This window comes from Pseudoalteromonas sp. Angola-4 (genome assembly GCF_028599265.1).
GTDB classification, from domain to species: Bacteria; Pseudomonadota; Gammaproteobacteria; order Enterobacterales; family Alteromonadaceae; genus Pseudoalteromonas; species Pseudoalteromonas atlantica.
In genome coordinates this window covers 15,431-41,051 of sequence record NZ_JAQREK010000025.1, presented here as the reverse complement: position 1 = coordinate 41,051, position 25,621 = coordinate 15,431, and the positions used below count along the sequence as shown (strand labels likewise).

General features: G+C 37.7%; 18 protein-coding genes. 5 read left to right on the top strand and 13 right to left on the bottom strand.

Annotation, left to right across the window (positions count from 1 at the left end; translation table 11 throughout):
- Nucleotides 1-408: 408 nt before the first annotated feature.
- The 4 genes from PSH48_RS19220 to PSH48_RS19205 form a co-directional block, all read right to left on the bottom strand.
- Complete coding sequence (locus PSH48_RS19220) at nt 409-2,010, bottom strand: ABC-F family ATPase (RefSeq protein ID WP_083901829.1); 1,602 nt, start codon at nt 2,008-2,010, stop codon at nt 409-411.
- A gap of 186 nt (nt 2,011-2,196) precedes the next feature.
- The gene (locus PSH48_RS19215) at nt 2,197-2,931 is read right to left on the bottom strand and encodes a substrate-binding periplasmic protein (protein WP_273612150.1); all 735 of its coding nucleotides are present in this window, start codon (nt 2,929-2,931) and stop codon (nt 2,197-2,199) included.
- Between the two features lie 177 nt (nt 2,932-3,108).
- Nucleotides 3,109-3,861 (bottom strand): substrate-binding periplasmic protein, encoded by a 753-nt coding sequence (locus tag PSH48_RS19210; protein ID WP_273612149.1) that lies wholly within the window; start codon nt 3,859-3,861, stop codon nt 3,109-3,111.
- Nucleotides 3,858-4,595 (bottom strand): substrate-binding periplasmic protein, encoded by a 738-nt coding sequence (locus tag PSH48_RS19205; protein WP_273612148.1) that lies wholly within the window; start codon nt 4,593-4,595, stop codon nt 3,858-3,860. The genes PSH48_RS19210 and PSH48_RS19205 overlap by 4 nt, the downstream gene beginning before the upstream one ends.
- 441 nt (nt 4,596-5,036) lie before the next feature.
- Between PSH48_RS19205 and dptF the strand changes: the two genes are divergently transcribed.
- The 5 genes from dptF to PSH48_RS19180 all read left to right on the top strand — a co-directional run bounded on the left by dptF (nt 5,037) and on the right by PSH48_RS19180 (nt 15,166).
- Entirely contained in the window at nt 5,037-6,629 is a 1,593-nt protein-coding gene (dptF, locus tag PSH48_RS19200) for a DNA phosphorothioation-dependent restriction protein DptF (protein WP_273612147.1), read from the top strand.
- A gap of 3 nt (nt 6,630-6,632) precedes the next feature.
- On the top strand, nt 6,633-7,931 hold the full coding sequence (gene dptG / locus PSH48_RS19195; RefSeq protein WP_273612146.1) for a DNA phosphorothioation-dependent restriction protein DptG: 1,299 nt from the start codon (nt 6,633-6,635) through the stop codon (nt 7,929-7,931).
- Nucleotides 7,912-12,966 (top strand): DNA phosphorothioation-dependent restriction protein DptH, encoded by a 5,055-nt coding sequence (gene dptH, locus PSH48_RS19190; RefSeq protein WP_273612145.1) that lies wholly within the window; start codon nt 7,912-7,914, stop codon nt 12,964-12,966. Before dptG ends, dptH begins: the two co-directional genes overlap by 20 nt.
- A 179-nt stretch (nt 12,967-13,145) precedes the next feature.
- Nucleotides 13,146-14,228, top strand: coding sequence for a hypothetical protein (locus PSH48_RS19185; RefSeq protein ID WP_273612144.1), 1,083 nt, complete (start codon nt 13,146-13,148; stop codon nt 14,226-14,228).
- A complete protein-coding gene (locus tag PSH48_RS19180) occupies nt 14,228-15,166 on the top strand; it encodes a hypothetical protein (protein WP_273612143.1) in 939 nt (312 codons plus the stop codon). The genes PSH48_RS19185 and PSH48_RS19180 overlap by 1 nt, the downstream gene beginning before the upstream one ends.
- A gap of 118 nt (nt 15,167-15,284) precedes the next feature.
- Here PSH48_RS19180 and PSH48_RS19175 read toward each other — a convergent pair whose 3' ends face one another.
- The 9 genes from PSH48_RS19175 to PSH48_RS19135 form a co-directional block, all read right to left on the bottom strand.
- Nucleotides 15,285-15,428, bottom strand: coding sequence for a DndE family protein (locus PSH48_RS19175; RefSeq protein ID WP_273612142.1), 144 nt, complete (start codon nt 15,426-15,428; stop codon nt 15,285-15,287).
- 261 nt (nt 15,429-15,689) lie between these two features.
- The gene (locus PSH48_RS19170) at nt 15,690-16,274 is read right to left on the bottom strand and encodes an HNH endonuclease domain-containing protein (RefSeq protein ID WP_273612141.1); all 585 of its coding nucleotides are present in this window, start codon (nt 16,272-16,274) and stop codon (nt 15,690-15,692) included.
- Nucleotides 16,275-16,344: 70 nt separating this feature from the next.
- Nucleotides 16,345-16,776: a hypothetical protein gene (locus PSH48_RS19165; protein ID WP_273612140.1), complete on the bottom strand. Its 432-nt coding sequence runs from the start codon at nt 16,774-16,776 to the stop codon at nt 16,345-16,347.
- 13 nt (nt 16,777-16,789) lie between these two features.
- Nucleotides 16,790-18,133, bottom strand: a complete 1,344-nt coding sequence (locus PSH48_RS19160; protein WP_273612139.1) for a class I SAM-dependent methyltransferase — start codon at nt 18,131-18,133, stop codon at nt 16,790-16,792.
- The gene (gene dndE, locus PSH48_RS19155; protein ID WP_273612138.1) at nt 18,130-18,480 is read right to left on the bottom strand and encodes a DNA sulfur modification protein DndE; all 351 of its coding nucleotides are present in this window, start codon (nt 18,478-18,480) and stop codon (nt 18,130-18,132) included. The genes PSH48_RS19160 and dndE overlap by 4 nt, the downstream gene beginning before the upstream one ends.
- A 1-nt stretch (nt 18,481) precedes the next feature.
- The gene (gene dndD / locus PSH48_RS19150; RefSeq protein WP_273612137.1) at nt 18,482-20,473 is read right to left on the bottom strand and encodes a DNA sulfur modification protein DndD; all 1,992 of its coding nucleotides are present in this window, start codon (nt 20,471-20,473) and stop codon (nt 18,482-18,484) included.
- Nucleotides 20,470-22,095 carry a DNA phosphorothioation system sulfurtransferase DndC gene (locus PSH48_RS19145; RefSeq protein ID WP_054452431.1) on the bottom strand — a complete coding sequence of 542 codons (1,626 nt, stop codon included), beginning with the start codon at nt 22,093-22,095 and terminating at the stop codon, nt 20,470-20,472. Before PSH48_RS19145 ends, dndD begins: the two co-directional genes overlap by 4 nt.
- Nucleotides 22,092-23,177, bottom strand: coding sequence for a DNA sulfur modification protein DndB (dndB, locus tag PSH48_RS19140; protein WP_058550467.1), 1,086 nt, complete (start codon nt 23,175-23,177; stop codon nt 22,092-22,094). Before dndB ends, PSH48_RS19145 begins: the two co-directional genes overlap by 4 nt.
- 125 nt (nt 23,178-23,302) lie before the next feature.
- On the bottom strand, nt 23,303-25,360 hold the full coding sequence (locus PSH48_RS19135) for a DNA phosphorothioation-associated putative methyltransferase (RefSeq protein ID WP_273612136.1): 2,058 nt from the start codon (nt 25,358-25,360) through the stop codon (nt 23,303-23,305).
- Between the last annotated feature and the right edge of the window lie 261 nt (nt 25,361-25,621).

Sequence of the window (25,621 nt, the reverse complement as noted above, 5' to 3'; positions counted from 1 at the left end):
ACTTAGGTAAAAGCGTTGCTTTTAAACGCCAGCAAGCTGTGCGTCTACAAGGTAGAGGTTAGCTCCGGCGTTAGTTTGACTTGTAGACGTTGAGCTTGCTCACGTTAGAAACGTAGCTTCTCATGGCTTTGGAAAAGGTGGTTACACTTAGGTAAAAGCGTTGCTTTTAAAACGCCAGCAAGCTGTGCGTCTACAGAGCAGGGTTTAGCTTATTATGGCTAAAACAATGCGCGCCCGCATATTCATACACCCACAAAAAAAGGCGCTAAACAGCACCTTTTTAAAATGGTTTAGGCATTATTTTTAGTTTTTGAAACCTAAAAGCTTAAACCTAAAAGCTTAAACCTAAAAGCTTAAACCTAAAAGCTTAAACCTAAAACAGACGCGATATAAAATCGCTGCTACAACTTAAGCGATTTTTTTCTCTTCTATGCTTGCTAGGTATTCGTCAAACGTACCTTGAAAATCAATGACCTGCTTGTCTTTAATATCAATAATACGTGTTGCTAAAGACGATACAAACTCGCGGTCGTGGCTTACAAAAATAAGCGTGCCCGCAAAATCTTTAAGTGCATTGTTTAGCGCTTCAATGGCTTCCATATCCATGTGGTTGGTTGGCTCGTCCATTACAAGTACGTTTACGTCTTGCATCATTAGCTTACCAAACAACAAACGGTTTTTTTCACCACCAGAACAGTTACGCGCTTTTTTGTTTGAATCGTCGGCGGTAAACAACAAACGCCCTAACATGCCGCGAACCATTAAATCGTTATGCTTGGCTGTACGCCATTGCGACATCCAATCAAATAACGTTAAATCGTTATCAAAATCTTTTGTGCTGTCTTGCGGGCAGTAGCCAAAGGTCGCATTTTCAGACCATTTAATTTCGCCTTCATTACTTTTAAGCTCGTTTACTAAACAGCGTAAAAAGGTAGTTTTACCCACACCGTTTTCGCCAATAACCGCAAGCTTCGCGCCAGCTTCTAGTAAAAAGTCGCCGCCGCTAAATAATGTTTCGCCATCAAAACCGTGGCCAAGTTTATTAACTTCAAGCGCTTGGCGATACATTTTTTTGCCTTCGTCAAAACTTAATGATGGGCTCATACGGCTTGACGCTTTTACTTCATCAAGCTTAATTTTATCCATTTTTTTAGCACGCGAACTGGCTTGTTTAGCTTTAGAGGCGTTAGCACCAAAACGGTTAACAAAGTCTTGAAGCTCGTCAATCTCAGCGCTCTTTTTAGCGTTTTCGGCTAATAATTGCTCTCGCTGTAAGCCCGCCGCTTCTAAAAACTTTTCGTAGTTGCCTGGGTAAATACGCAGCTCACCGTAATCAATGTCGGCCATGTGTGTACATACCGAATTTAAAAAGTGGCGGTCATGGGAAATAATAATCATGGTGCATTTACGTTTATTAAGCTCATTAGCAAGCCACGTAATGGTATGAATATCCAAGTTATTGGTTGGCTCATCGAGTAGCAGTATGTCTGGGTTTGCAAACAGCGCCTGCGCTAAAAGCACACGTAATTTCCAACCTGGGGCAACGTTTGCCATTAACCCATAATGAAACTCTTTATCTATACCCGCTTCTAATAGTATTTCTTCAGCGCGGCTTTCGGCTGTGTAACCATCCATTTCGGCAAAAACGCTTTCAAGGTCGGCCACTTTCATGCCGTCTTCTTCGCTCATTTCGGGTAATGAGTAAATACGGTCGCGCTCTTGCTTTACTTTCCAAAGCTCTACGTCGCCCATAATTACGGCATCTACAACGCTGTATTGCTCAAACGCAAACTGGTCTTGGCTTAGGTTACCTACTTTAAGCCCCGGTGTAATCGACACATTACCCGCACTTGGCACAAGCGCACCGCTTAAAATTTTCATGAAGGTCGACTTACCACAGCCGTTAGCGCCAATTAAACCGTAACGGTTACCGTTACCAAATTTAGCTGAAATGTTTTCAAACAACGGCTCTGCGCCAAACTGCATCGTAATATTTGCGGTGGAGATCAAAAAGTTAGTCCTAGAATGAGTACTGACAGGGGCCAACTGCAGCAAAACGCCACAAACAAGACCAAGCAATAGGGTAAATTAGCTGGCGAATTATACAGATCCCCCCATGGTAATGAAAGTTAAAAGATACATACCTAAAATGGCAGCACGTTGGGCTATGAATCTATATAAGTGTAAAGCCGCGGGTTAATAGGGTTTGTAAATGCGCTCTATGGCCGCTTTATTATTTTTAATAAGGCGATTAATTACAGCTACTTCATCAAGCGTGACCGACTGTTTACTCATCATAAAATGTACGCCATTAACATTAATAGCTGGCGCCGTTTTTACCGGCAAAATGGTGTTGTAGCGCTTAGCAAAATATTTTGCGACAACAGAGTCGTCAATCACGTAATCAACTCGCTTTTTGTTAAGCATACCAAAGCGCGTATTTGCATCCGCGGTAAGTACTATTTGGTTGGGGTAGTGTTTTCTTATTTTTTCAAACTCAGCGCCAAAAAAGCTGCCTCTGTTAACGCCAACAATAAAGCCACGTTCAAAAAGCGCCGCTAAGTTAATTACATCTTTGGCGTTTTCATGCTTATAAAGCAGCATAACTTCATCGCGATATACATCAGTAAAATAAGAGTACTCGGCGCGCTCTTTTGTATAACTTGCTGCAAAGGTAATATCAATATGGCCTGTTTTTAGCTCTTGCTGAACCCGTGATAAGCTCGGAAAATAAACCCACTCAATACAAAAAGGCGAATTTTTAAAAACAGCGTTAACCGTATCTACCTCTGCGCCTACAAAGGCATCGCCTTGTTTAATTAAATAGGGCGCCCAGTTGGTTTCGTTGGTGCCCATTTTTAGCGTTTTAGTGCATGCCAGCGCATTAAATTGCGCCACCAAAACTATAAACGCTAACAGAAACATCTTCATAAAACGTCCTTTTATACCAATCCGCATAATTAAGTGATCTATTTTGAGGATGGATAAACGTGTTGATAGCAAGGCAAAAAAATCGCTATTTAGTTGTTCTAAATGAGAATTTTTTAATGCAGATAGCGACACATTTAGCCCCTGAAAATGATTAAGTATTAATGTGGGTTGGTATTATTACTTAAATAACGCCTTAAGCGCCGCTTTATTTTTTACAATATGCGCATTAATAGTGTTAACTTCTTCTAAAGTAATCGTTTTTTTGCTCATCATAAAATGCACATTATTTACGTTAATAGGCGCTACTTGCTCAACGGGTAAAATAGCCGTGTATTTTTTAGCAAAATGGTGCGCCACTAACGAATCGTCTACTACAAAATCTACCCGCTTTTTATTTAATAAAGCAAAGCGTTTATCGGCATCGCTGGTAAGTACTATTTGCTTGCTATATTTATCGCTTAACGCTTTAAACGTGTGCCCTAAAAAGCTGCCGCGATTAACGCCGGCTGTTAAGCCTTTTTTAAATAACTGCTCTAACGAACTAATATTTGCTGAGCCAGCATGTTTATACAACAACATTACTTCTTCGCGATAAGGCAAACTAAAATGGGCATAAGCTTGGCGCTCGCGGGTTTTACTTGCTGCAAACATTAAATCTACACGGCCGTGTTTTAGCTCTTCTAAGGCACGTAAGGAGTTAGGTAATAACGTAAAATTTATACAAAAAGGGGAGTCTTTAAAAATGGTTTTAATTATATCTATTTCAATACCCGTTAACGTATTGTTTTTTAGTACCACATATGGCGGCCAGTAGCGCTCGTTGGTGCCTACATTAATGGTTTTATCGCATGCTTGGGCTTTAGCGCTAAATAACCCCAAACACGTTACCCACATCAATAAAAACACACGCGTACAGCTCAAAACATTCATTCAAACAGCGCCTTAAGTGCCGCTTTATTTTTAGTTATATGCGCGTTAATAATTTTAACCTCATCAGGCGTAACTGTTCTTTTGCTCAGCATTAAGTGTATTTGGTCTTTATTAATAGCGGGTATGGTAGGCGCCTTCATTAAGCTGTTACCACGCTTACTTAAATAATTGCCTACTAGCTCGTCTTCTATTGCGTAATCTATACGCTGTTTATTAAGCATTTCAAAGCGCTTACTGGTTGCGCTGGTGTATTCTATTTGTTTTTTATGGCTTTTTTTATACTGCTCAAACTCTTCGCCATAATAACTACCAAAGTTAGCGCCTATGGTTAAACCTTGGTTAAAAATATCAGCTAAGTTTTTAACCTTGTGTTGATTGTTTTTGTTTTCGTATAAACGCATAACCTCGGTGCGGTAGGCCTTTGTATAATGAGCATATTTAGCGCGCTCACTGGTGTAACTTGCCGCCCAGCCTATGTCTATTCGGCCATGGCGCAGCTCGGTAAAAGCCCGTTTAGAATTAGGCAGCATTTTTATTTCAAAACAAAAAGGCGAGTCTTTAAAAATAATAGTTAACGCATCCACCTCTTTACCCTGTAACTGGCCGCTAATGCCCATTACATAAGGCGGCCAAAAAGCATCATGCGCGCCAACGCTAAGCGTTCTTTCGCAGGCAAACACACCCCAAGAGGCACTAAACAACACACACAATAATAAGGTTATTAATTTATCCATTAAGACTCTGAGGTAAGCTTTTTTTGTACGTTATTAAAACAGTATAACCTAGCAAAATAATATAATGGTGAAGGAATCATTAAAGTTGTAAAAAAATGTATCTAAAAAGGTGAGGGTTAAGGCTTTAAGGAGATAATTATTGCTAACTACAGCACTATGCTAAAGCGCTACTGCTAATAATACTGGTAATATTCAATAGTAGCTTATTGTTTATAAACAAAGTTTAAATAATGAGCACGTATTATCGATAATTTGAGCAATCACAATAATTAATGATATAGGCGTACTATTTTCATACCGTATCTACCTAAAAAGCCTATATTTTTAAAGCTTTATCATGTAAATTGTTTCTAAATGAATACTAACTTAACGGTAAGTTAGTTTTAAACAGACAAACCAAGGAGCGGTTTAATAAAGCCGCTCTGTATTGGGAATATTATTATGCGGTTGAAAGAAGCCCTCAGCGTCTTATCAAAGTCATCCCCTTATGCTGTGTCTACAGAGCGCAGCTCTACAAATCAAAATATTTTGGATGATGTAAAGTCATACTTGTATATTCAAATGCCAATCGAAACTGCTGTAAACAAAGCTATCTCGTCTTTTGGTGCAAACGATAAAAAAATATTGTTTTTATGCGGTAGTAGTGGCGACGGTAAATCAGAACTATTAACTAAAGCTAAAGTTAATTTTGGCTCTAGAGTAAAATTTCATTTAGATGCTACTCACAGTTTTGATCCCCATGGCACAGCAATTCAAACATTAGATAAAGTATTTAATGAGTTTGAAGCTTCAAACTCACCCCTAGTTGTTGGCATAAACGCTGGTATGCTAGGTAATTATGCTGAAGAAGGTCAAAATCAATTAATACGTAGCAAAATTAGTGAATACCTTAAAAATAAAAATACCCAAGATGACACTGCTATTTTTATTAACTTTGAAGACTATCCAAAATTTGAAATAGGTGAAGATGGTTATAAATGTGATTTTGCAGAAAAGCTATTACAAAGAATCACTCAACCCAAAGATAATATTATTAGACAACTTCTTGAAAAAGAAAAAGCTCAATTACTTGATCCATCAACCTCGCGGTTAATAGCAAACTTTGAATTACTTAGTCTACCTTCTGTTCAAAAAGTGATTATTGATTTGCTTCTTAAAGCGCGTTTAATGCGAGATCAATTTTTAACTGCGCGTGCATTACTCGATTTTATGCACGAGCTTTTACTCGGTGAAGGATATTTATTCGACAACTTATTTGCCGGTGGAGATAACGAACTTGCAAATAAAATTGAAAATTTTGACCCAGCACACTTTCGCACCAAAGAAGTTGATCGTTTTATTCTTGCTTACGATCTTGGTTTGCCAGATGGGAAGTTTGATGTATTCAAGAATGCATTAAACCAGTTAGGTATTACTAATATTGATACCGGTGAGCAGTACTTACGTTTATTTTACCTACTTAAGTACGACGATTTCGCTAATAATTATCATTATAATTTTACAGATGACTTCAACGAAGGACTAATCGAAAGTTACATTTCTATTTACCAGCTACATAAAGCTTACAATGGCGATAGCAGTCAAAAAAATAACTTAAAAGAGTTTTATAGAGATACACTAATTGCGGCTATTCGCACCTATATAAACCGTAACGCACCAAAATTGGGTAAAAAGTTCTTTTTACTGTCTGATTTTGGCAATTACCAAATTGCGGCGCCAGCAGATCTCACTATGGATTCTAAATCTATTTCAAACTCTTCGACCACCAGTAGTGCATTTTTTAATGCGCATTTAAAGCTGCAGGATAAAAAGTTTAAGTTGCCAATTAATATTAACCTTCTGTCGCTACTGATTAATATCAACAATGGTTATCGACCTAATAAGCATGACAAAAATTCGGTAATACTGCTAGATGAATTAGCCGCAGAAATTGTACAGCAAGCAAAGGCCGCCAAAGAAATAGTCATTACAGGTGTAGATGGTAAATATCATCTAGAGCTTGATGATGAAGACATTATGGTTAGTGAGGGTTAATAAATGCCATTATTAAAAGAGTTAAAACCAAAAAATAATAGTGCAGCTAGTTATTTCCCTGTTTCAGCTAATAGCGCTAATAATAAGTATGATTGGGAAACTGTAGTTGGTTTTTTCATCAAGTCTCTCCACAGTCTTAAACTGGAAAAAAACATTGAGTCACTCGACGACTTTAAAAAGCTTTGTAAAACGCATTTTACCAATAAGTTAGATGGCGAACCGTTTTGGCATGTTATCGAAAAAATGTACTTTGATAACGAGCAGGTCTTAAATATAGCGCCTGAGATGCAAGTGTTGAAAGTATTAAACCCAGATAAAAGTAACTCAGGTGATGAGCGGCTTACGTCATTATTTAATAGCTTAATGGGCGATGTGGAAGTCGCTAATGCACCAAAAGCGCAGCTTAATTTTTTAGAACAAGAAGTAAAAAAAGTTTTTGACTCACCACTTGTTACTAATAAAAATCAAAAAATACGCAAGCAACATATTGCTTACCTGCCTTTTTTGTCAGAGCAGTTTCAGCAAGATCTTAAATTCTTAGTTAGCTATCCAGAGCATTTTTTACAAAATATTAAGGCCTTTTTAAAGTTGTACGGCTTTTTGTATACGGCGCAATTGTCGCTAAATATAAAAGGCTGGGCGCAAAAGCCTGAGGTAAAGCCTTGCTACTTTATTTTAGATAGTGAAAAAGCCAGTAAAGAGCGCACTAAATTGCAGTTACATGGACACAAGCAAGTTATTGAGTCTAGTTATGCGTTGTTTCCTTATTTAGCATTAAATGAAAGTTTACAAGATACAAAAACAGCTATTAGCCCTCTGTGGCAGTTAATCGATGAGATTAAGGATACCGACATTGAGGCATTAAATTCTTATGCTAATAAATTTTATATTGATAGAAATTTAACGAGTCAGCAGAAACAGCCAACCACTATAGACGAATCTATTAATCATTTAACCCAGCTTTTTGTTGAACAGTTTAAAAAGGGTACAACACGCGAGACAGCGTTTAACAACTTTGTAAAAGCCACAAGAGAAACATTAATTAAGCCATTTGAACAAAACCGCCGCCGAGCAGGCTCATTTTTAGTATTAAACCAAGATTACTTACTATTACTTACTAATTTGTGTATTGGTGAAAATGAAAAGTTAAGGCTCCATGAGTTGTTAATTGAGTTTCAAAAACGTGGTGTATTTTTTGATAAAAGCAGTGAAGAATGCTTAATCGATTTGTTTGAAAGAATGGGTAACGTAGAAAGAATGAGTGATAGCGGAGATGCAGTTTATGTCAAAAAAACTATATGAAGACTTTTTAGTTGAGCACTTTTGCCTGTGGGCAACTAAAGGTTTTGAAGGTGAAAGCCGCTTTCAGTTTCGCTCGCCAGATAGTGATAATAGTTTAAAGCTTTATCATGCAATGCTTAATAAGGCAGATACAAGTGTTGAATTGAAAACGAATGATATAGATCAAACACTACCCGCTATAACTTTTGGCGATACTACATTAATACCAGTTGTACATAGTGAAAGCGCACAAGGGCTGAGTGAAAACTTTATCTCACATTTACGCGATTTAGTATCAGCTCAAGACGGCCCTTTAAAAGGCTGTGTATTACTCGTTATCCACAACTCTTATTTAGATACGCTAATTAATTCAGCACGTGACATAGGTAAAGCTGGTGAAGTTTGGCATCCCTCAACAATCAAAAAATCACTCAGTGAGCTTATTTCGTCAATAAGCGGTACTGATAAAGTATCGCAGTGCCTGCTCGATCACCGTTTTAAACTAATTATCGAAGACGGCGCAACTATGTTCGGTTTTACCGAACTTTATGATGCGCTAGAAGATGGCGTTATTCAATTCAGCGAATTAGGATTATTTAACGACAACACAATTGTAAGCTGGGACGATACAGACCAGATAGATAAACGTCTATCACAAAACCACCAGTTATACGGCAATATTAGCGAAATTGTTGAAAAGTACCCGCAAGAGCTTGTCGAAAAGCTGGGCGATTTAGAACTTAGCGAAAAGTTTGTAAATACTCATTTTGCAGATGGCCAAAATTGGGAGGAACTTGATTTTGGCGCAATTATAAAAGAGCGCCGAGACAATAAAGAAAACCTACTGTCGTTTGAAAGTGAAATAGTCACAGATATAGACTTTATAGCACGCGAGAATAAAAAAGAGCGCCATTTAATCATTCAAATGCCCGCAGATAAAACTTACTTTAAAATTGAAGCGAGCTTTGTGGGCGGTAAAATTCAAAAAAATGAATTAAAACTACAGCACACTAAAGAACAAATTACTCTTGATGTAAATAATCGGTCTCACAAACGTAGCATTGCTGAAATTTCGGGAACGTTTAATAATCAACCGCTTTATTTTAGTGTTGATTTTAAACGCGAAAAACCGCAAGAGCGTTTTAAATACAGAGTGTTAGTTATTCCAAAGGGCGCTTTTTATCTTGATGATTTAGCTGATAGCTTTTTGCTCGTACCACGTAAGCAACTTATAACTTTGCAAACAAATGCAGGGATTTTACAGATTGCTGAACAAGGAACTCCTGCAAAAGTTACGCAATCAAACCAAACTTTCCTGGTTGACCAAACACAGGTTGTCGACTTTGCACAGTTTGCCAATGAAACAGACACATTAACCTTTGCAGTTCAAAGTGGATCGCATGTACTTAATTTTGAAGTAGATGGCGCTGTTTCGTCAGATACATTAAGCCTACCACTAGTGCTTGATACCAACCTGTTTAACCGACTATACAATGATAATTTTAACGGCTTATACAATCGCGCGAAAGAAAAAGTCGTTATTGACGGGAAAGACTTAAACCCAACTGGTATGCGTAAAACCCTATTAAATTGGGAAGCAAAACTACAAGATGAGCGCATACTTGCAACACAAACTGTTGGTAGGCCAGAAGTTACATTAGACAATATTGAAAGCGCATTCCCAGATCTATTTGTAGCTTACCAATCACTATTTGATTACCTAGACGAGCGAAAAGCACTAATAAGCACTTGCTCGTGGGGAACCGAGTTTTTAGGTTTAGCAAATAAAGTTGTTGAGTGCTACTTAGCGCAAGTTGATAAATTAGAAACCAAATCGCTGTTATCTCCGCAAGCGAATATGCTGGTAAATATAGGTATAGCTGAGTTTGACGAGCAAGAATACATAACGCCGCTTCACCCGTTAACTCTCGCATACTTTTCCCAATTAGTTACTAGTGCGAGTGATGAAAACGACAATAGCTTTAATACGTTACCAAATGCCACAATTAAACGTTTAAATGCAGAAGGCTTATTACCATTTGTATGGCATGCAACAGACGGCTTTGCATACAACCAAGCTGTGCCCGAGAACCGTATGTGGTGCAAACTAGTTTCTAACAAAAAAGCAGCACTTGAATATGTACGCCCATTAGTAAGGCAAAAAACAAGTGAGTTTACAAAAGCGTTTGATGTCCTTTTTGATAAAGGCGGTAAAGAAACCGTTTATATTAACTCTATCAATAATGGTAACAACACCGCGCTATTTTTAGGCTTAGTTGATTACCTAAAAAAGAAATCCCCTGACGAAGCAAACCGCATTCACGTAAATATTTACGACAAATCACTGCAACGTACTTACTTTGATGATTTTGCAGATGCGCCAAGTTACGACGAACTAAAAGAGTTAGCAGAGCTCGGTAGCGAAAAAGACAAAGCCGATGCTATCGCCGATATGCTTAAAAATCGCATAACGTACAGTAAGTTTAAGTTAAATGCACAAGAGCCAACATTTAACTATGCACACATTAGCTTTGTACGTAACGATACAACAGTAGAGCCAGTACCTGTTGATGTACTCACCGAAAAAACAGGCGTTGCCTGCCATGGCTTATTAGCTGGCGAAACCGCATATCAAGAGCAAAATACGTACTTTACAACCTTTGGTCTTAATAAACTCGATGTTAATAGCACAGCTCCGTTAAAACTAAGCAGTCAATTTAACAGCTTGGCAAAAGCGGCATGGTGCGGGCAAAAGTACGAAACTAGTAATGGTTTAGGTTTAAAAGTGGCTGGGCAGCTGTCAGAGCTGCTTGAAGGCGTTTATGAAAATTCAGTCTGGACGGTGATTATTGACCCTAAAGTGACACTTGAGTTTTTTAAAGGCCAAAAAGATGCGGTACTTATTCACTACTCAGATAACTTTACTAACTCTGCAAATTACGATGCGATAACTGTTACCAAGCGCCGAGACTTATACGACCAAGTACTTTCGCAAGGAATTAAAGGCCTAATAGACGAGTTTAATGCGTTTAATGGTGAATGGTTACTCAAAATGATCACCAGTAACGACAACGACCGCAAAGAGAAAAAAAGCATAATAGGTGCTTATAAATACGTAAACTGCTTGCTGCATCAAAGCGATATCACATGGGTGCCAATGAGTGTGGCCGAAATGCTCCGTGTAGCAGGTAATATTGGCTTAAAAATGAGTGATAGCGACTTCTCGCGCTATTCTCAAAACATAAAAAGCGGCGCAATTTCTGACGACGTTTTATTTGTTGGCTTTAAAGGCAGCAACATGTACTTGCTACCGCTAGAAGTTAAAATTGGTAAAAAGCGCACACATGGCAAAGGCATACAACAAGCTAAAGAGCTTAAGCGTTACTTAGTTGAAAACTTATTTGGCCGTGACGATCTCGCAGGGCATTTATACCGAGGCTTGTTTATTCGTCAAGTATTGATGCAAGTTGATAAGTTTGAATTATATAAAGTCTACGAGAATGATTACTTTAACGAACTACAAAATAATCGTGAGTGGTGGTTACAAGGTGATTACCAAGTAGCTGACTTAGCTGACTACCCGCAAGGTTTTATGATGGCATTTTTTGAAAACGCCGATTTTGCCAAAGAAGAATACACCGTTGAAGACGATATTCTGCAAATCATACTACCAAGCGCTAACTTAAACCGTTTTATAAGCACGCCTTTGCAAACATTACTTAGCAATATTCAAAGTAGTGAGCTTTGTTATATACCCGAGCAATATATTCTTGAAGGTGAAGCAGTATATAAAAGTAGCGTGACACCAATAAAGCCTATCGAAAAAGTGGATCCTGATGCAGCAAAAACCATAGGTGAGCCTTTACCTAAAGTTGCCGAAGAAGCAGCATCAAACATTGTTGCAAAGCCAACGTCAACAGACTCATTAAAAGTACTAGTTGGGCATGTTATGCAGAATAATGAGCCTGTTTACTGGGAGCCGACCAACACTGCTAAATTTATGAATACCAACTCGGGTATTATCGGCACTATGGGCACGGGTAAAACCCAGTGTACTAAATCGGTAGTGACTCAGCTTTATCGTAATCAGCACAATAATGTTGATGGCAAACCAATTGGTATACTCATTTTTGATTACAAGTCGGATTACGTAGACGATAAGTTTATTGATGCGACTAATGCTAAAAAGTATAAGTTGTTCAAGCTTCCATATAATCCTTTGAGTTTATTTGGTGATACACCTATGCTGCCGATTCATACTGCGGCAGGTTTCTCACAAACAATGTCTAAAGCATATGGCCTAGGGCCTAAGCAGCAACTCAAACTAGAAAACATTATTTTAGATGCTTATGACTTGGCTGGAATTAGCTCTGAAAACCCAAGTACATGGTCGAAACCAGCTCCAACTATTGAAGATATTTGGCAGTTATTTTTAAACCAAGAAAAAGTGGAAGAAGACTCACTTTATGCAGCGTTATCTAAGCTAGCTCGCTTCAAAATTTTTGAAAACCAGCCTGAAAAAATGACTAGCCTCTATGAGCTTATTGACGGCATAACGGTGATTGAGCTTGCAGGTTACCCTAGTGAAATTCAAAACCTCATTGTCGCGCTTACGCTCGATTTGTTTTACTCGCAAATGCAAAAACAAGGCAAACCAGAAGTGCAAGGCGACTTTAGGCAGGTTACTAAATTAGTGCTAGTTGATGAAGCCGATAACTTCATGTCGCAAAACTTCCCAAGCCTTCGCAAAATATTAAAAGAAGGCCGTGAATATGGCGTGGGCGTTATTTTATCAACCCAAGATATTACACATTTTAAAACCAGTGAAAACGACTATTCAGCGTATATTTTAAGCTGGATTGTGCATCGCGTAGCGCAAATAAAAACCCAAGATATTAAAGGTATATTCAACAAAGATGATAAGTCAGAGCAAGAACTCTTGATGAAAAATATTCGCGAGCTTGAAAAGCACACCAGCCTTTATATTGATGGTGAAAAACAGATCAAGCGTATTAAAGATAAAGCGTTTTGGGAGTTACTACATGACGCTAATTGAGCTACTTGCGGAGTTGTTCTATGTTTTAATACGGGGCATTAAGTATTAAAATTGCTTAGCTCAATGTCACACGATTCTATGCGATAATATTGATTGTCGCTTTTATGGACTTGAGCAGTTACCCAAAACTTAATTAATGATATTATTTATATCGAATTTTAAAATTTAAGCAGAAAAATATGAATCAAAAGTACGAAGAAATTGCTCTAGAGGATTTACACTTAGATCTCAATAATCCTAGGCTTCCGCGCTCACTACAGCATTCAGATACTAGAGAGATTATTAACTGGATGCTTGAAGATGCTTCATTGATTGAGTTGATGCTTGCAATAGGAACTAATGGTTTTTTCCCAGGTGAACCATTATTAATTGTTGAAGAAGATGGAAAAAACATCGTAGTTGAAGGAAATAGAAGGTTGTCTTCATTAAAGCTTCTCAAGGATCCGAATATAGCAACTAAAATGAAAAAAAGTATCTCACGTGTTATGGAACTTACAGATAAAAGACCTAGTTCAATCCCATGCATTAAATTTCCCAGTCGAAATGAAGTTAATAAATACTTAGGATTCCGCCATATTACTGGTATTAAAGAATGGAGTTTATTAGCTAAGGCAAGATACTTAAGAGGATTGATCCCAGGGCTAGGTGATATTACCATTGAAAATACTTATAGAGAACTGGCTAAAATGATCGGCAGTAAAGCTGATTATATAAGAAGAGTTTTAGTCGCTTTAAATTTATTTGATAAAATTGAAGAAGATAATTATTACAATATTTCAGGCTTAAATGAGAATACATTGTACTTCAACTATTTAATGGATAGTTTGAATCGGGAGCATATTTGCTCATATATTGGAGTATCTCCAAAAATAGAAGACCCATTAGGTCTTTTGAATTCAGAGAGCGAGTATCAAGAAAACTTCAAATTGTTAATTCATTGGTTTTTTGAAAAAAATAGTAAGAATAAAACGGTCTTACTTGGTGATAGCCGTCATTTAACAATGCTAAATAACGTTTTAGCGAATGAAAAGACTAAAAATTACTTTATTGAAACCAATGATATAAATGCTGCAGAGGCGCTTCTCTTTACTGATGCTATTTCATTTCACCACAAAATTAAAACAGCTCACGAATATTTGGAAAATGCGTTATCAGAATCATACAAAGTTGATGAATTTGGTGAAACTGATTTAGAGTTACTAAAGCAGATAAAGAATATAGTGACAACCTTGTCATCAGCTATAAATGAAAGAAAAGCTTAATGCCTGATTTACTCTTAAAAATGGATAGTCCACCATCTGATCCATATTTCAATACCCATTATCACGCTGATTTTATTGAGTTGAATGCTTTAATTAATAATGATTTAGGTGTGGACCTTAATGACTTTGCAAGCATTTATGAATCTGAACCTACAGATAAAATACAAGCCAATTTAAAATCTCTTTCTGAAGATTGTGCAGGAGTGATTATGTATAGGCTCTCTGCTTATGGGACAGACAGCTACCCTTTCATCATAGAAAATGGCAGTAAGTTAAAGTTAAAAGATCTTCTCAGTGATTTACACAAAGCTTATATTTTTCTTTTGTTATGTTCATGTTCGAAATATTTAAGTACTGAAAATGCATCTATTGTGAGAAGAGATTTCGAACGTTTTTCAAATAGCATGCTTAAAAGGTATCTTAGGGAAAGTGATACATGTCATATTATGGGTAAAGCGGGTATACAAGAACAAAGGTATAAAGGTCATATAACTGATAAGTTGGATTTACTAGCTAAAGATACTAAAACAAAGACATTGTATGAAGAACATTACTTTTCAGAAAAGAACAGTGGTGACGGTGGGCTAGATCTAATCGCCTGGTCACCTTTTTTGGGCGACGATAATTTTAAGTTTACACCATTGTACATTGGCCAATGTGCAACTGGTCGAGATTGGATAAAAAAGCAAGATGAACCCGCAAAGCTAGCAAGGTATATTGATAAAGCAGGCCCAATGACTGTTTGCTTATTTATTCCTTATGATGGTAGAAATTCAACAGGAACCTTTAATCATGATGCTGATATAAGGCACCCTACTAATATTATATTTGACCGTTTAAGACTTTTACTTATATCTAAGGATATGAATTTCATCAACGAAATACCTGCATTCAAACTCGTTGATGACATTATATGTTTTGAAGAAGATCTTATTTAATTTACAGTGTGAAATAGGTAATTAGGACGGTTCGAATTAAATTCCTTGCAGGAGTTTAAACTGGTTGCTGCCAAAGGTAATCAAGTAGCTTTCAGTTTAAACTTAGAAAGAAAATTCCTCATAAAGCACCGATTAACCCATATAAATTTTTATGATTTCTGATCGCAGAAACTCCATCCTCAACATGCGCCGCCCATGCTGTTTGTAATTCTTTATCAGAATACTCAGGGTGGCGCTGCTTAAGAAGCAATTCAGTCACCATTTGGGTTTTACCTAACCACGTGAATTTATCGAGCTTAATGCTACCAAAGAGCTTGTAGTCTTATTCTTTATTAAATACAAACCCGTTTCGATAGAGCGAAAAAATGAGATAATGGCTACAACGTTGGGTGTAACACCTGTTTTTCCTTTTAGTATTTTAAGGCTTTATTAAGCGATATTGTTCGTGCGGCGGTACAAGCCTTATTTTAAGATAAAATTAAACTTTTAATTCTGCCTTCATTTTACTTAGTAGAATTTTTATCTATGCTTGCGCTGCCCATTCAGAATTAAACCCTGATTTCTTTGCTAAATTATATTGGCTCTCAATTATTTGACCAAGGTTTTTTGAAAAGCTCAGTTCGTTTAAAAGTTCCAAGTGATCTTTAAAACCTAAGTCAAGAACATATGTGACAGCATATTTTTCCCAATTTTTTGTTTCCTTGGCATGAAACTTTATTGCTCTCACCTGTTGCTCAATGAATGGTTGTAGATAAGTACTTAGATCAGGTAAATTGTTACTTTTACTGCTATTAGTACTGCGATCTGTAGGTATTAAATTCCAAAGTTTATCATGGCATATGAAAGACCATGGTAAGAAATGATCTATGGTCACGTTTAATGTTATTAACTTCTTACCAGTAAAGATACATTTTTCTTCTGGGTTTTTAGAAATAAATTCCATCCAAAATTTTTGTTGTTTTTTTAAGCTGCTTCTTTGAGTTGGTGGCTCTGTTTTATAGATAATTGCAGGTATGTTTGGGTTGTTTTTTTGTAAATAATGAACCCATTCAAGCTGTTGATAACTGTCAAGAACAGAAATATTTGTTCTAATAAAATCGAACCACAATGAATTTAACTCTATTGATCTTTTATCAGAATTTATTTTGTACAGAGGGCATTTACTTTCAAAGTACTTGTTAGATAGAGAAAAAATTAGCCGATTTTTTTTCTTGGTCTTCTTTACCCCTAAGCTCCTCATTAAAAAATGGAGTTAATAAACGATATTGAACATATTCAGCTAATTTATTTCTAATTCCACTTATATCGATATTATTAGCGATGTCTTTCTTTAGCTGTTTTTTAAAAGAGGAGGAAGTTATTGATACCGAAGAGTTATAGTTAAAACCTTGTTTAAAGAAAATATTGCCAATTTGATCTTGAAGGCCTAGAGATAGTTTAAAGTACTGACTTGGGTACCAAGCTAAAACTAACATATCAAGAATTAAGTCATCGATAAGAATGAGTTTTTCATTATTAATGACTCTTACCGTTATAGCTTTTAAAAATAGGTATTTATAAGAATTTGTAGTGCCTTTTAATAAACGTGAAAATAAAGCTGAATAGTTCATATCGTATGCTCTTTTATAGTTTTCTATAGATATAATTTACGAATATTTCACTTTGAGTTAGATTACTGTTCGACTCCCACGTTTCAACTTTTTCCATTTTATAAAGGTCTATAAGTATTTTATCAACTTCATCCGTACTATAAGAGTAAAAATCCCTTGCATCTACCTTTGAGGGATCAATATGTTTTTTTAATGAAAAATAAAGATAAGCTCCAGGCTTTAATGATCTGTGAAGTCTTAGTATGGCTTCTTTAAAATTAAGCGCATCGAGATGTAGCAAAGAAGCACATGCCCAAACTAAGTCAAAGATAGGTGGATAATTGATAGTTAAAAATGATTTTTCTTCGCAAAAAGCGAATGGGTATTCATTACATAACTCGACCATCCTCGGTGACGCATCAAAGGATGTAACTTTAAAACCATGTTTGATAAAGTACTGAGTGTCCCTTCCTACACCGCAGCCTGCATCTAAAATATTAGAGCCATTTTGGACATACATTCTGACTTTTTTATAAATATCTAACATATCTAAATCATTTGTTTTGTTGTAATAACTTATATAGTTCTGATCGTAATAATTAATTGTTTTTGACTTTACTGGACGTGAAAGTGTTTCTTGATCATCAGATTTGATAATTTCTAGTAATTTACAAATCTCACTATTTATTGCCCCATTTATCTCAAGAGGAAAAACGATGCTTTCTAGGTACTCACTCTGACCAGTCAACTTGCCCTCATACGCAGATTTGATTATGCGATAGTGGGCAGCTAATTTACCTAGAAGAATATGTAGAGCTGGATTGTCAATATGGCCACTTTCTGTTTCGATTAAAACAGTCACTTTATCTGATATATCTATAATGTGTCTAAATAGCTCTTTATCATGTTTTGATAGTCTTTCTACTCCATTATAGTCCTCGTTTCCATCTTCGGTTAAGAACCTTAAAGTTCTGAAATATCCATTTTGTTTTTTAAGTGCTTCTTTTTCTTGGAGTGCAAAATGTGCATATATAGTGCTGGATTCTTCTAGTAAAGCGTTTATAGGACCATAAAACTTTTCAATTTTATCTTTTGCTTTTAATACCTCATCTTTCCTTTTTTCCGACTTTACTTGCTCTATTTGTAATTTGTGATCGTTTGAGTATTTTTTTATAGTTTTAAATGCTAATACTAATGAGATTAGAGCGGTTAATATCGATGCTGTAGGTGTAATTGCGTCAGATAATTTAAAAGAGTCTATCGCTTTATTTTTAGATGGTTGAGTTATAAAAGTTACTGTATTACATCCTAATAACCCTTCAGTTGGCTTCTGGATAGGATTGCTTTTATCACTTATTGGATCTACTTCTTGTTTCATAAATCACCTACCAAAGGTAATAGCGATTTATGATTTCTTATCGCAGAAACCCCATCCTCAACATGTGCTGCCCAAGCTGTTTGTAATTCTTTATCAGAATACTCAGGGTAGCGCTGTTCAAGCAGTAACTCAGTCACCATTTGGGTTTTACCTAGCCACGTGAATTTATCAAGTTTAAGGCTACCAGAGAGCTTGTAGTCTTTCTCTTTATTGAAAGTAAAGCCTTTCTCAATAGAGCGAAAAAATGCGATTCGGGCGGCTACGTTTGGTGTAACGCCTGTTTTACCTTTTAGGGTTTGCAGTTGTTCTTCAACGGCTTTGTTAAGCCACATAGTTTGTGGGAGCATGTTATATGGCCTCCTGTGCAAGCTCTGCCCAAAAGTAACCTTCTCGCAGGGTTGAACAATTAGTATGTTGGTTAAACTCAATCTCGAACGCGTGAGATACTTTATGTTCAATGGCTTGGTAAAAGTCTTCGTCTACTTCGGTATCGGTTGAAAGCAGTATTACTTGCTCGCTGGCCTCTGGGAAATAGTGCTTAATAAGTTTATCGCGGTGTTTTGAATCTAAACGGCCTAGTGGTGTATCAACTACTACAGGCAGTACTTTACCTGATAGCTTGCCGAGTGCTTCTAAAATAGCAAAGGCAAATATTTGCTTTTCACCTGCCGACATTGATTTTCGGTTAATAATAACGCCTTCGGCATCGACTAGGTTTACGTCAAAGCTGGCTGGGTCTATTTTAGCTGAGAGCTTTAAATCTTCTTTACGGGCAAGCTTGCGGTATGCTTTTACAAATAGCTCTTCTAATTGCGTTACACGCAGCTCTGTAAGGGCGTGTTTAAAGTCTTGTAATACGTATTGGCTAAGCTCTACACGTTCAACTGCTTTATCGGCTGAGTGATTGTTTTTAAGTTTGGCGTAGTCTTTCTCTAAGCGTTTAGCTAGCTCTAACTCTTTAGCTTTAAATTCTTTAGCTTTAAGGAGTTCGCTTATGTACTCTTTGCTTGTAGCATCGCGTTGCTTTTCAAGTTCGCGCAGCGCTGTATATAACTCGTGTAAGTCGGCAGCATCTGGCGCTCGTTCAATATTAATTGAAAGTGAGCTCAATTTATTTTGCGTTTGTGTAAGCGCTGTTGAAAGCTCTTTTATTAATGCTTGCGATTGCGAAGCCTCTGTTACTTGTGCGTTTATAAGTGCAAATTCAGAGTCTGAAATATCAAGTTTTGGCTCGGCAAGCGCGGTTTGATTTATCAGCTGACCAAAATAGCTATTTACCGTTGCCATTATATCGCTGCTTTGAGCATCAAACTTTTGATTAAGCGCATTTTCAAGATTAGGTAGCGCTTGTACTAGCTCGTTACCAAATGCTTTGGCTTGTTTTATTTGTTGATCGCTGGTTAGCTGATCAATTAAGTTTTGCATTGCCGTTGGCGCAAGTGCCATTGGTAAGCTGCCACTTAGCTCTTGGCGTATTTTAGCGGTTAGCTCTTTTTCAAGCTCTATCAACTCTGAGGCTTTTGCTTGCTCTTGATCTTTGGTTTTAGCCCATGCGCCACCTTGGGCTTGTATTTCGTGCTCTTTAGTGGCTATTTTGTTTTTAAGCTCTGTTAATTGCGCACCAATGCTATCGGCTTTATCTCTTGTGGCATTGACTTGCTGGGTAATTTGGTGTTTTTGATCTTCTGCGGCTTTAATTTTTTTGAGCGTGTCTTTATCGGCAGTTTCTGCGCCTAGGCCTTTTAAGTAAATATCAAGGTCGTTGCTTAGGCGGTTTATAATATCGATACCTAGCAGTTTCTGTACGGCTTCTTTTAAGTAAGAGCCGGTATCGTCTTCTGCAAGCTCTGCTATTTTTTCACCATCAAAAAAGAATAGATCGCCGATACCCGGCGGTACTATTTCATGTAAAAACGCTTGTACTTGCTCTGAGTTTAACGAGGTATCTTGCTCGCCATTAATAGTAAGCGTTAACTTTTCATCGCCCTCAAGTTGCCATTTACGGGTTACTTCGTAAAGGTTATGTTTGCCTTGATGAGTATGAGAGAAGCTTAGCGTTATACTGCCTTCGGCATTTTGCTGGGCTTTGGTCGCGGTTTTATTAGTTTGCTCGTTTAAGTAGCTTAGGTAATCTTTTTTAGTGATTACAGCACCCAACGCACGCTTTCCTAATAAGGCTAAGCGAATGGCAGTAAGAATAGAGGTTTTACCCGCACCGTTTAAGCCACCAAATAAAATAATAGGGCGCTCAAACATGCCTTCTTTACGCGGGTTTAAATCTATAGTGGTTTGGCCGTTAAAAACTCGAAAGTTATTTAGGGTCAGTGTTTTAAAAATCATTCTATGCCCTCAGCTTTGAGCAATGCAGTAATTTGTTTTAGATCGTCTTCTAGCGCTTTTACTTCGTTACTTTGGCGCATTTGGCTCTGACGAATATCTAAATTAGAGGCAATAATAACTTCGGCGCTTTCCCAATCTTGCTGAATTAAGCGGCCAATGCGATTAAAAATACCTGTACGACGAGCAAGGCCACTCATTTGGGTTTCAACATCTATTAGCTTTTTAACCATTTGCGGCGATACGCCATGCTTAGGTGCAATGTCGTTGAGCAGCTGGCCTTCGGTTAAGCTAAATTGGTTAGAGTCGTCTATTGTCCAGTCGAGCTTTATACCTAGCGCATCAAATACAATACCGGGTAGGGTATCGTCCCAATCTGGCTCGTTGGGGTCGTTTAACCATTCGTGCCTTACTGCGTGTAATTCATCAACGGTAATTAACTCTACATCACGGCCTTGGTCGTTAAATTGCTTTTGTATATTAAGCAATAAACGCATGGCATGCTGGCGATACTTTAATTTGTATGGGCCTGTTGTGTAGTCGTCTGTTAATACGCGCTCTTTGTCTTCTTTTAGGGTTTTAAACGCTAAACGGCCATCGCGACGAATATGATTGCGGTATTTCTTTTTAAGCTTAGGCGATGTACTACGCGATAAAATATTGCGGTATTTAAGTAGTGGTGTCATCCACTGCTCGCCGTTTTGAATTAGGCTTTCCATTGCGCGGTCGCGCGTTACTACGGTACATGTCCAACAACCAAAACGTGAGTTACCACACGATGGCGTGGTTTCATCAATAACCATTGGGCATTCGCCTTGGCCTGATGAATCTTTGTATAGGTTCCATAACACAAGATTTTTACCGCCCCATGGGTTTTCCCATTCTAGGTCGTATTTATCAAACCATTTGTTTTTAGTACCGTACGGCGTTTCTTCGGTTTTTAAGTGACACAGGCGTAGAATTTTCCACACATCGTCAACACTCCATGTATCAATTGGTGTGTAAATAAAGGCGTTGCTTAAAGTGGTGTGTACGGCTAAGTCTGAACCATCAATTTTGTGTTTTTTAATTACTTGCGCACGCGATGCGCTTTCTTGTGAGCGAGAACCTAATACAACAATTACTTCGTCGTATTCGCTTACGCGCTCTTTTATGAAGGTACTTACAGGATCGATTTTCATTCGCTCGGTACACCAGCGAAAGTTACGTGTTGGTGCAGGGTAGCCTTTACCAAGTAAGTTAGCCCAAAATGTATTGTTTGATTTTGGCACTACTTTATGTGAAGTAATTGGTAAGCCTTCGCGCTTTGCACCTTCTTCAATTAGTTTTAATGATTTTTCAACATGATCAACCACCATAGGTGTTTCAACTAAGGTGTCGGACGCAACTACAAAAACGGGCTTATGGCGGTCTTCTGGTTTTAAACCAAGTAATGCAAAGTAAATTAGGGTCATTACGGCAGATGAATCTTTACCGCCACTGTAACCTAATACCCATGGGCGTTTGTCAGCCATGTAGACACGTTGGGTGTCGGCTACAAAGTTATGTAGCTGGCTACCTGCAAACGATTCGTTTTCGATAAATTCGATGTAGTCTTCTAGATCGTACTGGTTTAATAATTTCATGCGTTTAAGTATTCATTCTCTTTTTGTACATCTTCTTTCGAAAGAGGGAGGCCAATTTCACGTTTTATTTGCATGCTGGTAAGGAAAATATTGCTCATAGCTTTTGAAAGTCTGCCATGTTGCATTGCTCTATGAGCCCAAGCAGGATTACTTTTAAGCCAGTTGATGTTGGCAATTAACTTAAGCTTTTTTTGTTTTTCTGATTCGCTCAAAGTTAGTAAGCTTTTACCAACTAGTGCAAGTGCCTGAAGACCAATACCATGTGCCGAAATATACTCTTGTCGAAACTCAGCAGCCGAAAGCTGTTTGTTTTGTACTTGTATCCATTCTGGCATATAAATATTTAGTGCTTCCCAGTACTTTGCGGCAATTTGCCTTTCGTCTTCGTTAAAGCCTTCCTTAGTCCCTTTACCAAGTAAAACGCGGTTTGCTTGTTTAATGCCACTAAGGGTAAACAGTTTACTACTTTTAACGGCAATTGTAGAGCGTTCAAACTCAGTAAATCCTGCAAAAGGTTTTGTATTTAAAGCTAAATAACGAGCAAGTTCAGATGCTTGATCGCGGTGATCGTACATGGTGCCGAGCGATGGGCTAGGGCGTACTGCGTATTTATTTAAATCGGCAAACATTTGTTGGCTACGTTGTAAGCCTTCGTCTACAAAAAATAATACGGCTATGTTGTCTTGGCTGAGCTCTGGGCGCTCTTTTATAGCCTCTTCAATAGCTGCGCGACGGTGTTGCCCATCGTTTATTAAAATTTGCGCATCCATTGGTACTTTTAAGCTCCCAATGTTGCTGTTTTTATCTACTTCGATAAAGTCAATTTCAGCCCCAATTGAGGCGGTTATAGCTGAAAATACATAATCGTGCGGTGACTCAACTAAGTAACGAGCCATTTCTGGTATGCGGCCTTTATTGAGAGTACGTTGTGCTCTGAGCTCTACGGGGACTTCTTCTTCGTCATACATGAAGATTTTAGGTATAAGCCTTAAAGGGCAGGTTGCTATATAAAATGGTTTGCCAGCCTGTTGGCCACGAACTGCGGGGAAGCTGTAGCAATAATTGCTTTCAAGGTTGCTCATAGTTTAATCTCATCACGTAAGGTACGTAATATTATTACGTACCTTACGTGATAAATACAGTTTTTATTGTTTTATTTATCACAACGTAGCTGCATGAAAACCTAGTTCCTTGTTATGAATAGTTTTTATTTCTTAAAAAATTTATCTCCCTTCAACTCTACAGCCCAATAGTCAAACACCTTGAGTAAAATAGGCCAGTTGGGCCACTCTGCTTTGTCTACGCCTTTGAGCATATCAGCTAACTTTTTATCAAAGCGTTGTTGGCTTTTGTATTCACTACTGCTTTTTTGTAAATAATCTACTTTGTTATAAAAGGGCTGGTAGGGGTAAACCTCGCCGTAGTAAAAATAGTCTATATCTTGCTCTAGCATTTTTACTTTTATTCGCTCAGTAAGTAATGGCAGTTTTTTATTAAAGTCATCATATTTTAAAAATGTTACTTTGCCTGAACGCATATGTATTTTTACTAAATCTACGTCGTCAATATCGCCATACAATTGCACCGCACAGCCTATGTATACACGCAGTATTGAGGGGAGCTGGTTTAAGTAACGAGTGGGTAAAATATATGAGTGATTGTCGTGTAACTCACCGAGCTGAATTTGCTCAAAGGCTTGGTAACAGGAATTGCCAATATTAGCAGGCTCTGCAATTGAGAATAGCAGTTGCTTTGCTTGCTCTAATGCTTGGTTATAGTCACTAAAATGTACTTTTAAATCTCGCGTCAGCCTTGCAGGCATATGGCTTTTAGCTTGACGTTTACCAAATAGGCTAAGAGCAAAATAAACCAGTAAATCATGTTTTCGTTTTTGTTGCGCTTGCTCAAATTCATTTTGTTCATAGTAATTTTGCAGCAAGGTAAATGCTTTGTTGTGGCTGGCAAAGTATTTACGCAATGCTTCGCTTTGTTCAAACTCATCGTTTGCAGGTAAACGGCCTAAGTGCAGGCAATGTTGCCAAAAATCATCAAGCAGAGTTTTGTGTTTTTCAAACAAGGTTTTTTGCTGGGCTTTGGGTAAAGCTTTTGGCTGCGGCCTTTGGGTTATATGTTGCCAATTATAATTTTGAAATTGTAGCTCTAAATGATGCGCCTCTTCTAATTGCGGGCATTTAAAAATAGCAATTATGCCTTGCCCCAACGCCATTGTTTTAACGTTAAGGGCTTGCTCTATGTAGGCTCTTATTTGGGCTTGGCTATAGTATTTTTGAAAGGTGTTCCATTTAGTGATTACGCCGTCTTTATATTGTTTGAAGTGTTCTTGCTTAGTTTCGTTAGCAAGCATTACTGATACTAAAAGGAGTTTTTGTGTGTACTGATAGGCTGCTTTTAATGTGTCTTTTCGCTCTTGTTGATCTTCAATTACATTGAGTACAAAGCCCAAATTAACAATATCACTTTTTTGTTTATTTCCGTTTGGCCTGTGTACTGGGTCCCATGCGTTAATATTTAACCCGTGTGCTTCTAGTTCTGTTGCGTCATCGGCTAGGCCGCAGCCGTAATCGAGTATTGAATAATCACCATTTAAATAACCGTACTTTGCTAGTTTTTGAAAAGGCGCAGAAAGCCTATCACGATTTATAGCTGTTAAATGTCGCTTTATTGTTTGTGGTTCATTTTCAACTATCGGCTCTGATAACTCAGCTACTTTGTGCAGTCTGCCTTGCTCATCAAGTTTAAAGCCTTTGCGCTTTATTGAGTTTTCCCATTGCTGTTTAAAACCAATACTCTTGGTGTTTTGGTACAGGCCTATTCGCTCACCTTCGTCGGTAATATCTTTAAATACTTGGTAGAGCGGGTAACTTGGTAGTACAAAGGTTTCTTTACGGTGCAAAATAGGCGGATTATTTGAGCTACTGTAATTTGTTGTTTTTATTGTTAGCTCATCGGCGTCAATTGTATAACTGGTATGGAGTGCGGGGTATGCGTATTCATCAAAGTCAGGGTAGTTAAGTAGAGTAAATTTTAAGTCTCGTTTATATAGCTTTATAAGGTTCCACGGTTGTTCTACTCCAAGTTTTATAATTGTAGTATTTATAAAGCTTAGTAACTCAGATGGTAGGGCTTCATTCAACGCAGTTTTATGTAAATAAATGGCAGTAGGTAGTGATTTACCATGTGTGAGCTTTTTTACTAAATCACGGTATTTTGGGAAGCTTAGAGGTGGCGGTGAGTTAGTGTCCATTAAAATTACTCAAACAGTTAAGATAGTTAAATATACATAACGGTAATACCAACAACAAATTTAAAGGCCGCTGTTAAGACAATCCACCCCGTCATTTTGCCCGAAGAGACTCAATTGATGAGTAATTGATTGCATGGAAGCAAGCGAAGCCGTGACTTCGCCATGGACGGCGAATACACGGCGGTTACTTCTCTTTGGTTGCCATCGCCAACGCAATATTTGTAAATTATTTTAAAAGCTACGCTTTTCGCGCGAGCAAGC

Coding starts and splice junctions, on each gene's coding strand:
- PSH48_RS19215 (WP_273612150.1), bottom strand. CDS start 2,931: ATGAAGATGTTTCTGTTAGCGTTTATAGTTTTGGTGGCGCAATTTAAT.
- PSH48_RS19210 (WP_273612149.1), bottom strand. CDS start 3,861: ATGAATGTTTTGAGCTGTACGCGTGTGTTTTTATTGATGTGGGTAACG.
- PSH48_RS19205 (WP_273612148.1), bottom strand. CDS start 4,595: ATGGATAAATTAATAACCTTATTATTGTGTGTGTTGTTTAGTGCCTCT.
- dptF (WP_273612147.1), top strand. CDS start 5,037: ATGCGGTTGAAAGAAGCCCTCAGCGTCTTATCAAAGTCATCCCCTTAT.
- dptG (WP_273612146.1), top strand. CDS start 6,633: ATGCCATTATTAAAAGAGTTAAAACCAAAAAATAATAGTGCAGCTAGT.
- dptH (WP_273612145.1), top strand. CDS start 7,912: ATGTCAAAAAAACTATATGAAGACTTTTTAGTTGAGCACTTTTGCCTG.
- PSH48_RS19185 (WP_273612144.1), top strand. CDS start 13,146: ATGAATCAAAAGTACGAAGAAATTGCTCTAGAGGATTTACACTTAGAT.
- PSH48_RS19180 (WP_273612143.1), top strand. CDS start 14,228: ATGCCTGATTTACTCTTAAAAATGGATAGTCCACCATCTGATCCATAT.
- PSH48_RS19175 (WP_273612142.1), bottom strand. CDS start 15,428: ATGGTGACTGAATTGCTTCTTAAGCAGCGCCACCCTGAGTATTCTGAT.
- PSH48_RS19165 (WP_273612140.1), bottom strand. CDS start 16,776: ATGAACTATTCAGCTTTATTTTCACGTTTATTAAAAGGCACTACAAAT.
- PSH48_RS19160 (WP_273612139.1), bottom strand. CDS start 18,133: ATGAAACAAGAAGTAGATCCAATAAGTGATAAAAGCAATCCTATCCAG.
- dndE (WP_273612138.1), bottom strand. CDS start 18,480: ATGCTCCCACAAACTATGTGGCTTAACAAAGCCGTTGAAGAACAACTG.
- dndD (WP_273612137.1), bottom strand. CDS start 20,473: ATGATTTTTAAAACACTGACCCTAAATAACTTTCGAGTTTTTAACGGC.
- PSH48_RS19145 (WP_054452431.1), bottom strand. CDS start 22,095: ATGAAATTATTAAACCAGTACGATCTAGAAGACTACATCGAATTTATC.
- dndB (WP_058550467.1), bottom strand. CDS start 23,177: ATGAGCAACCTTGAAAGCAATTATTGCTACAGCTTCCCCGCAGTTCGT.
- PSH48_RS19135 (WP_273612136.1), bottom strand. CDS start 25,360: ATGGACACTAACTCACCGCCACCTCTAAGCTTCCCAAAATACCGTGAT.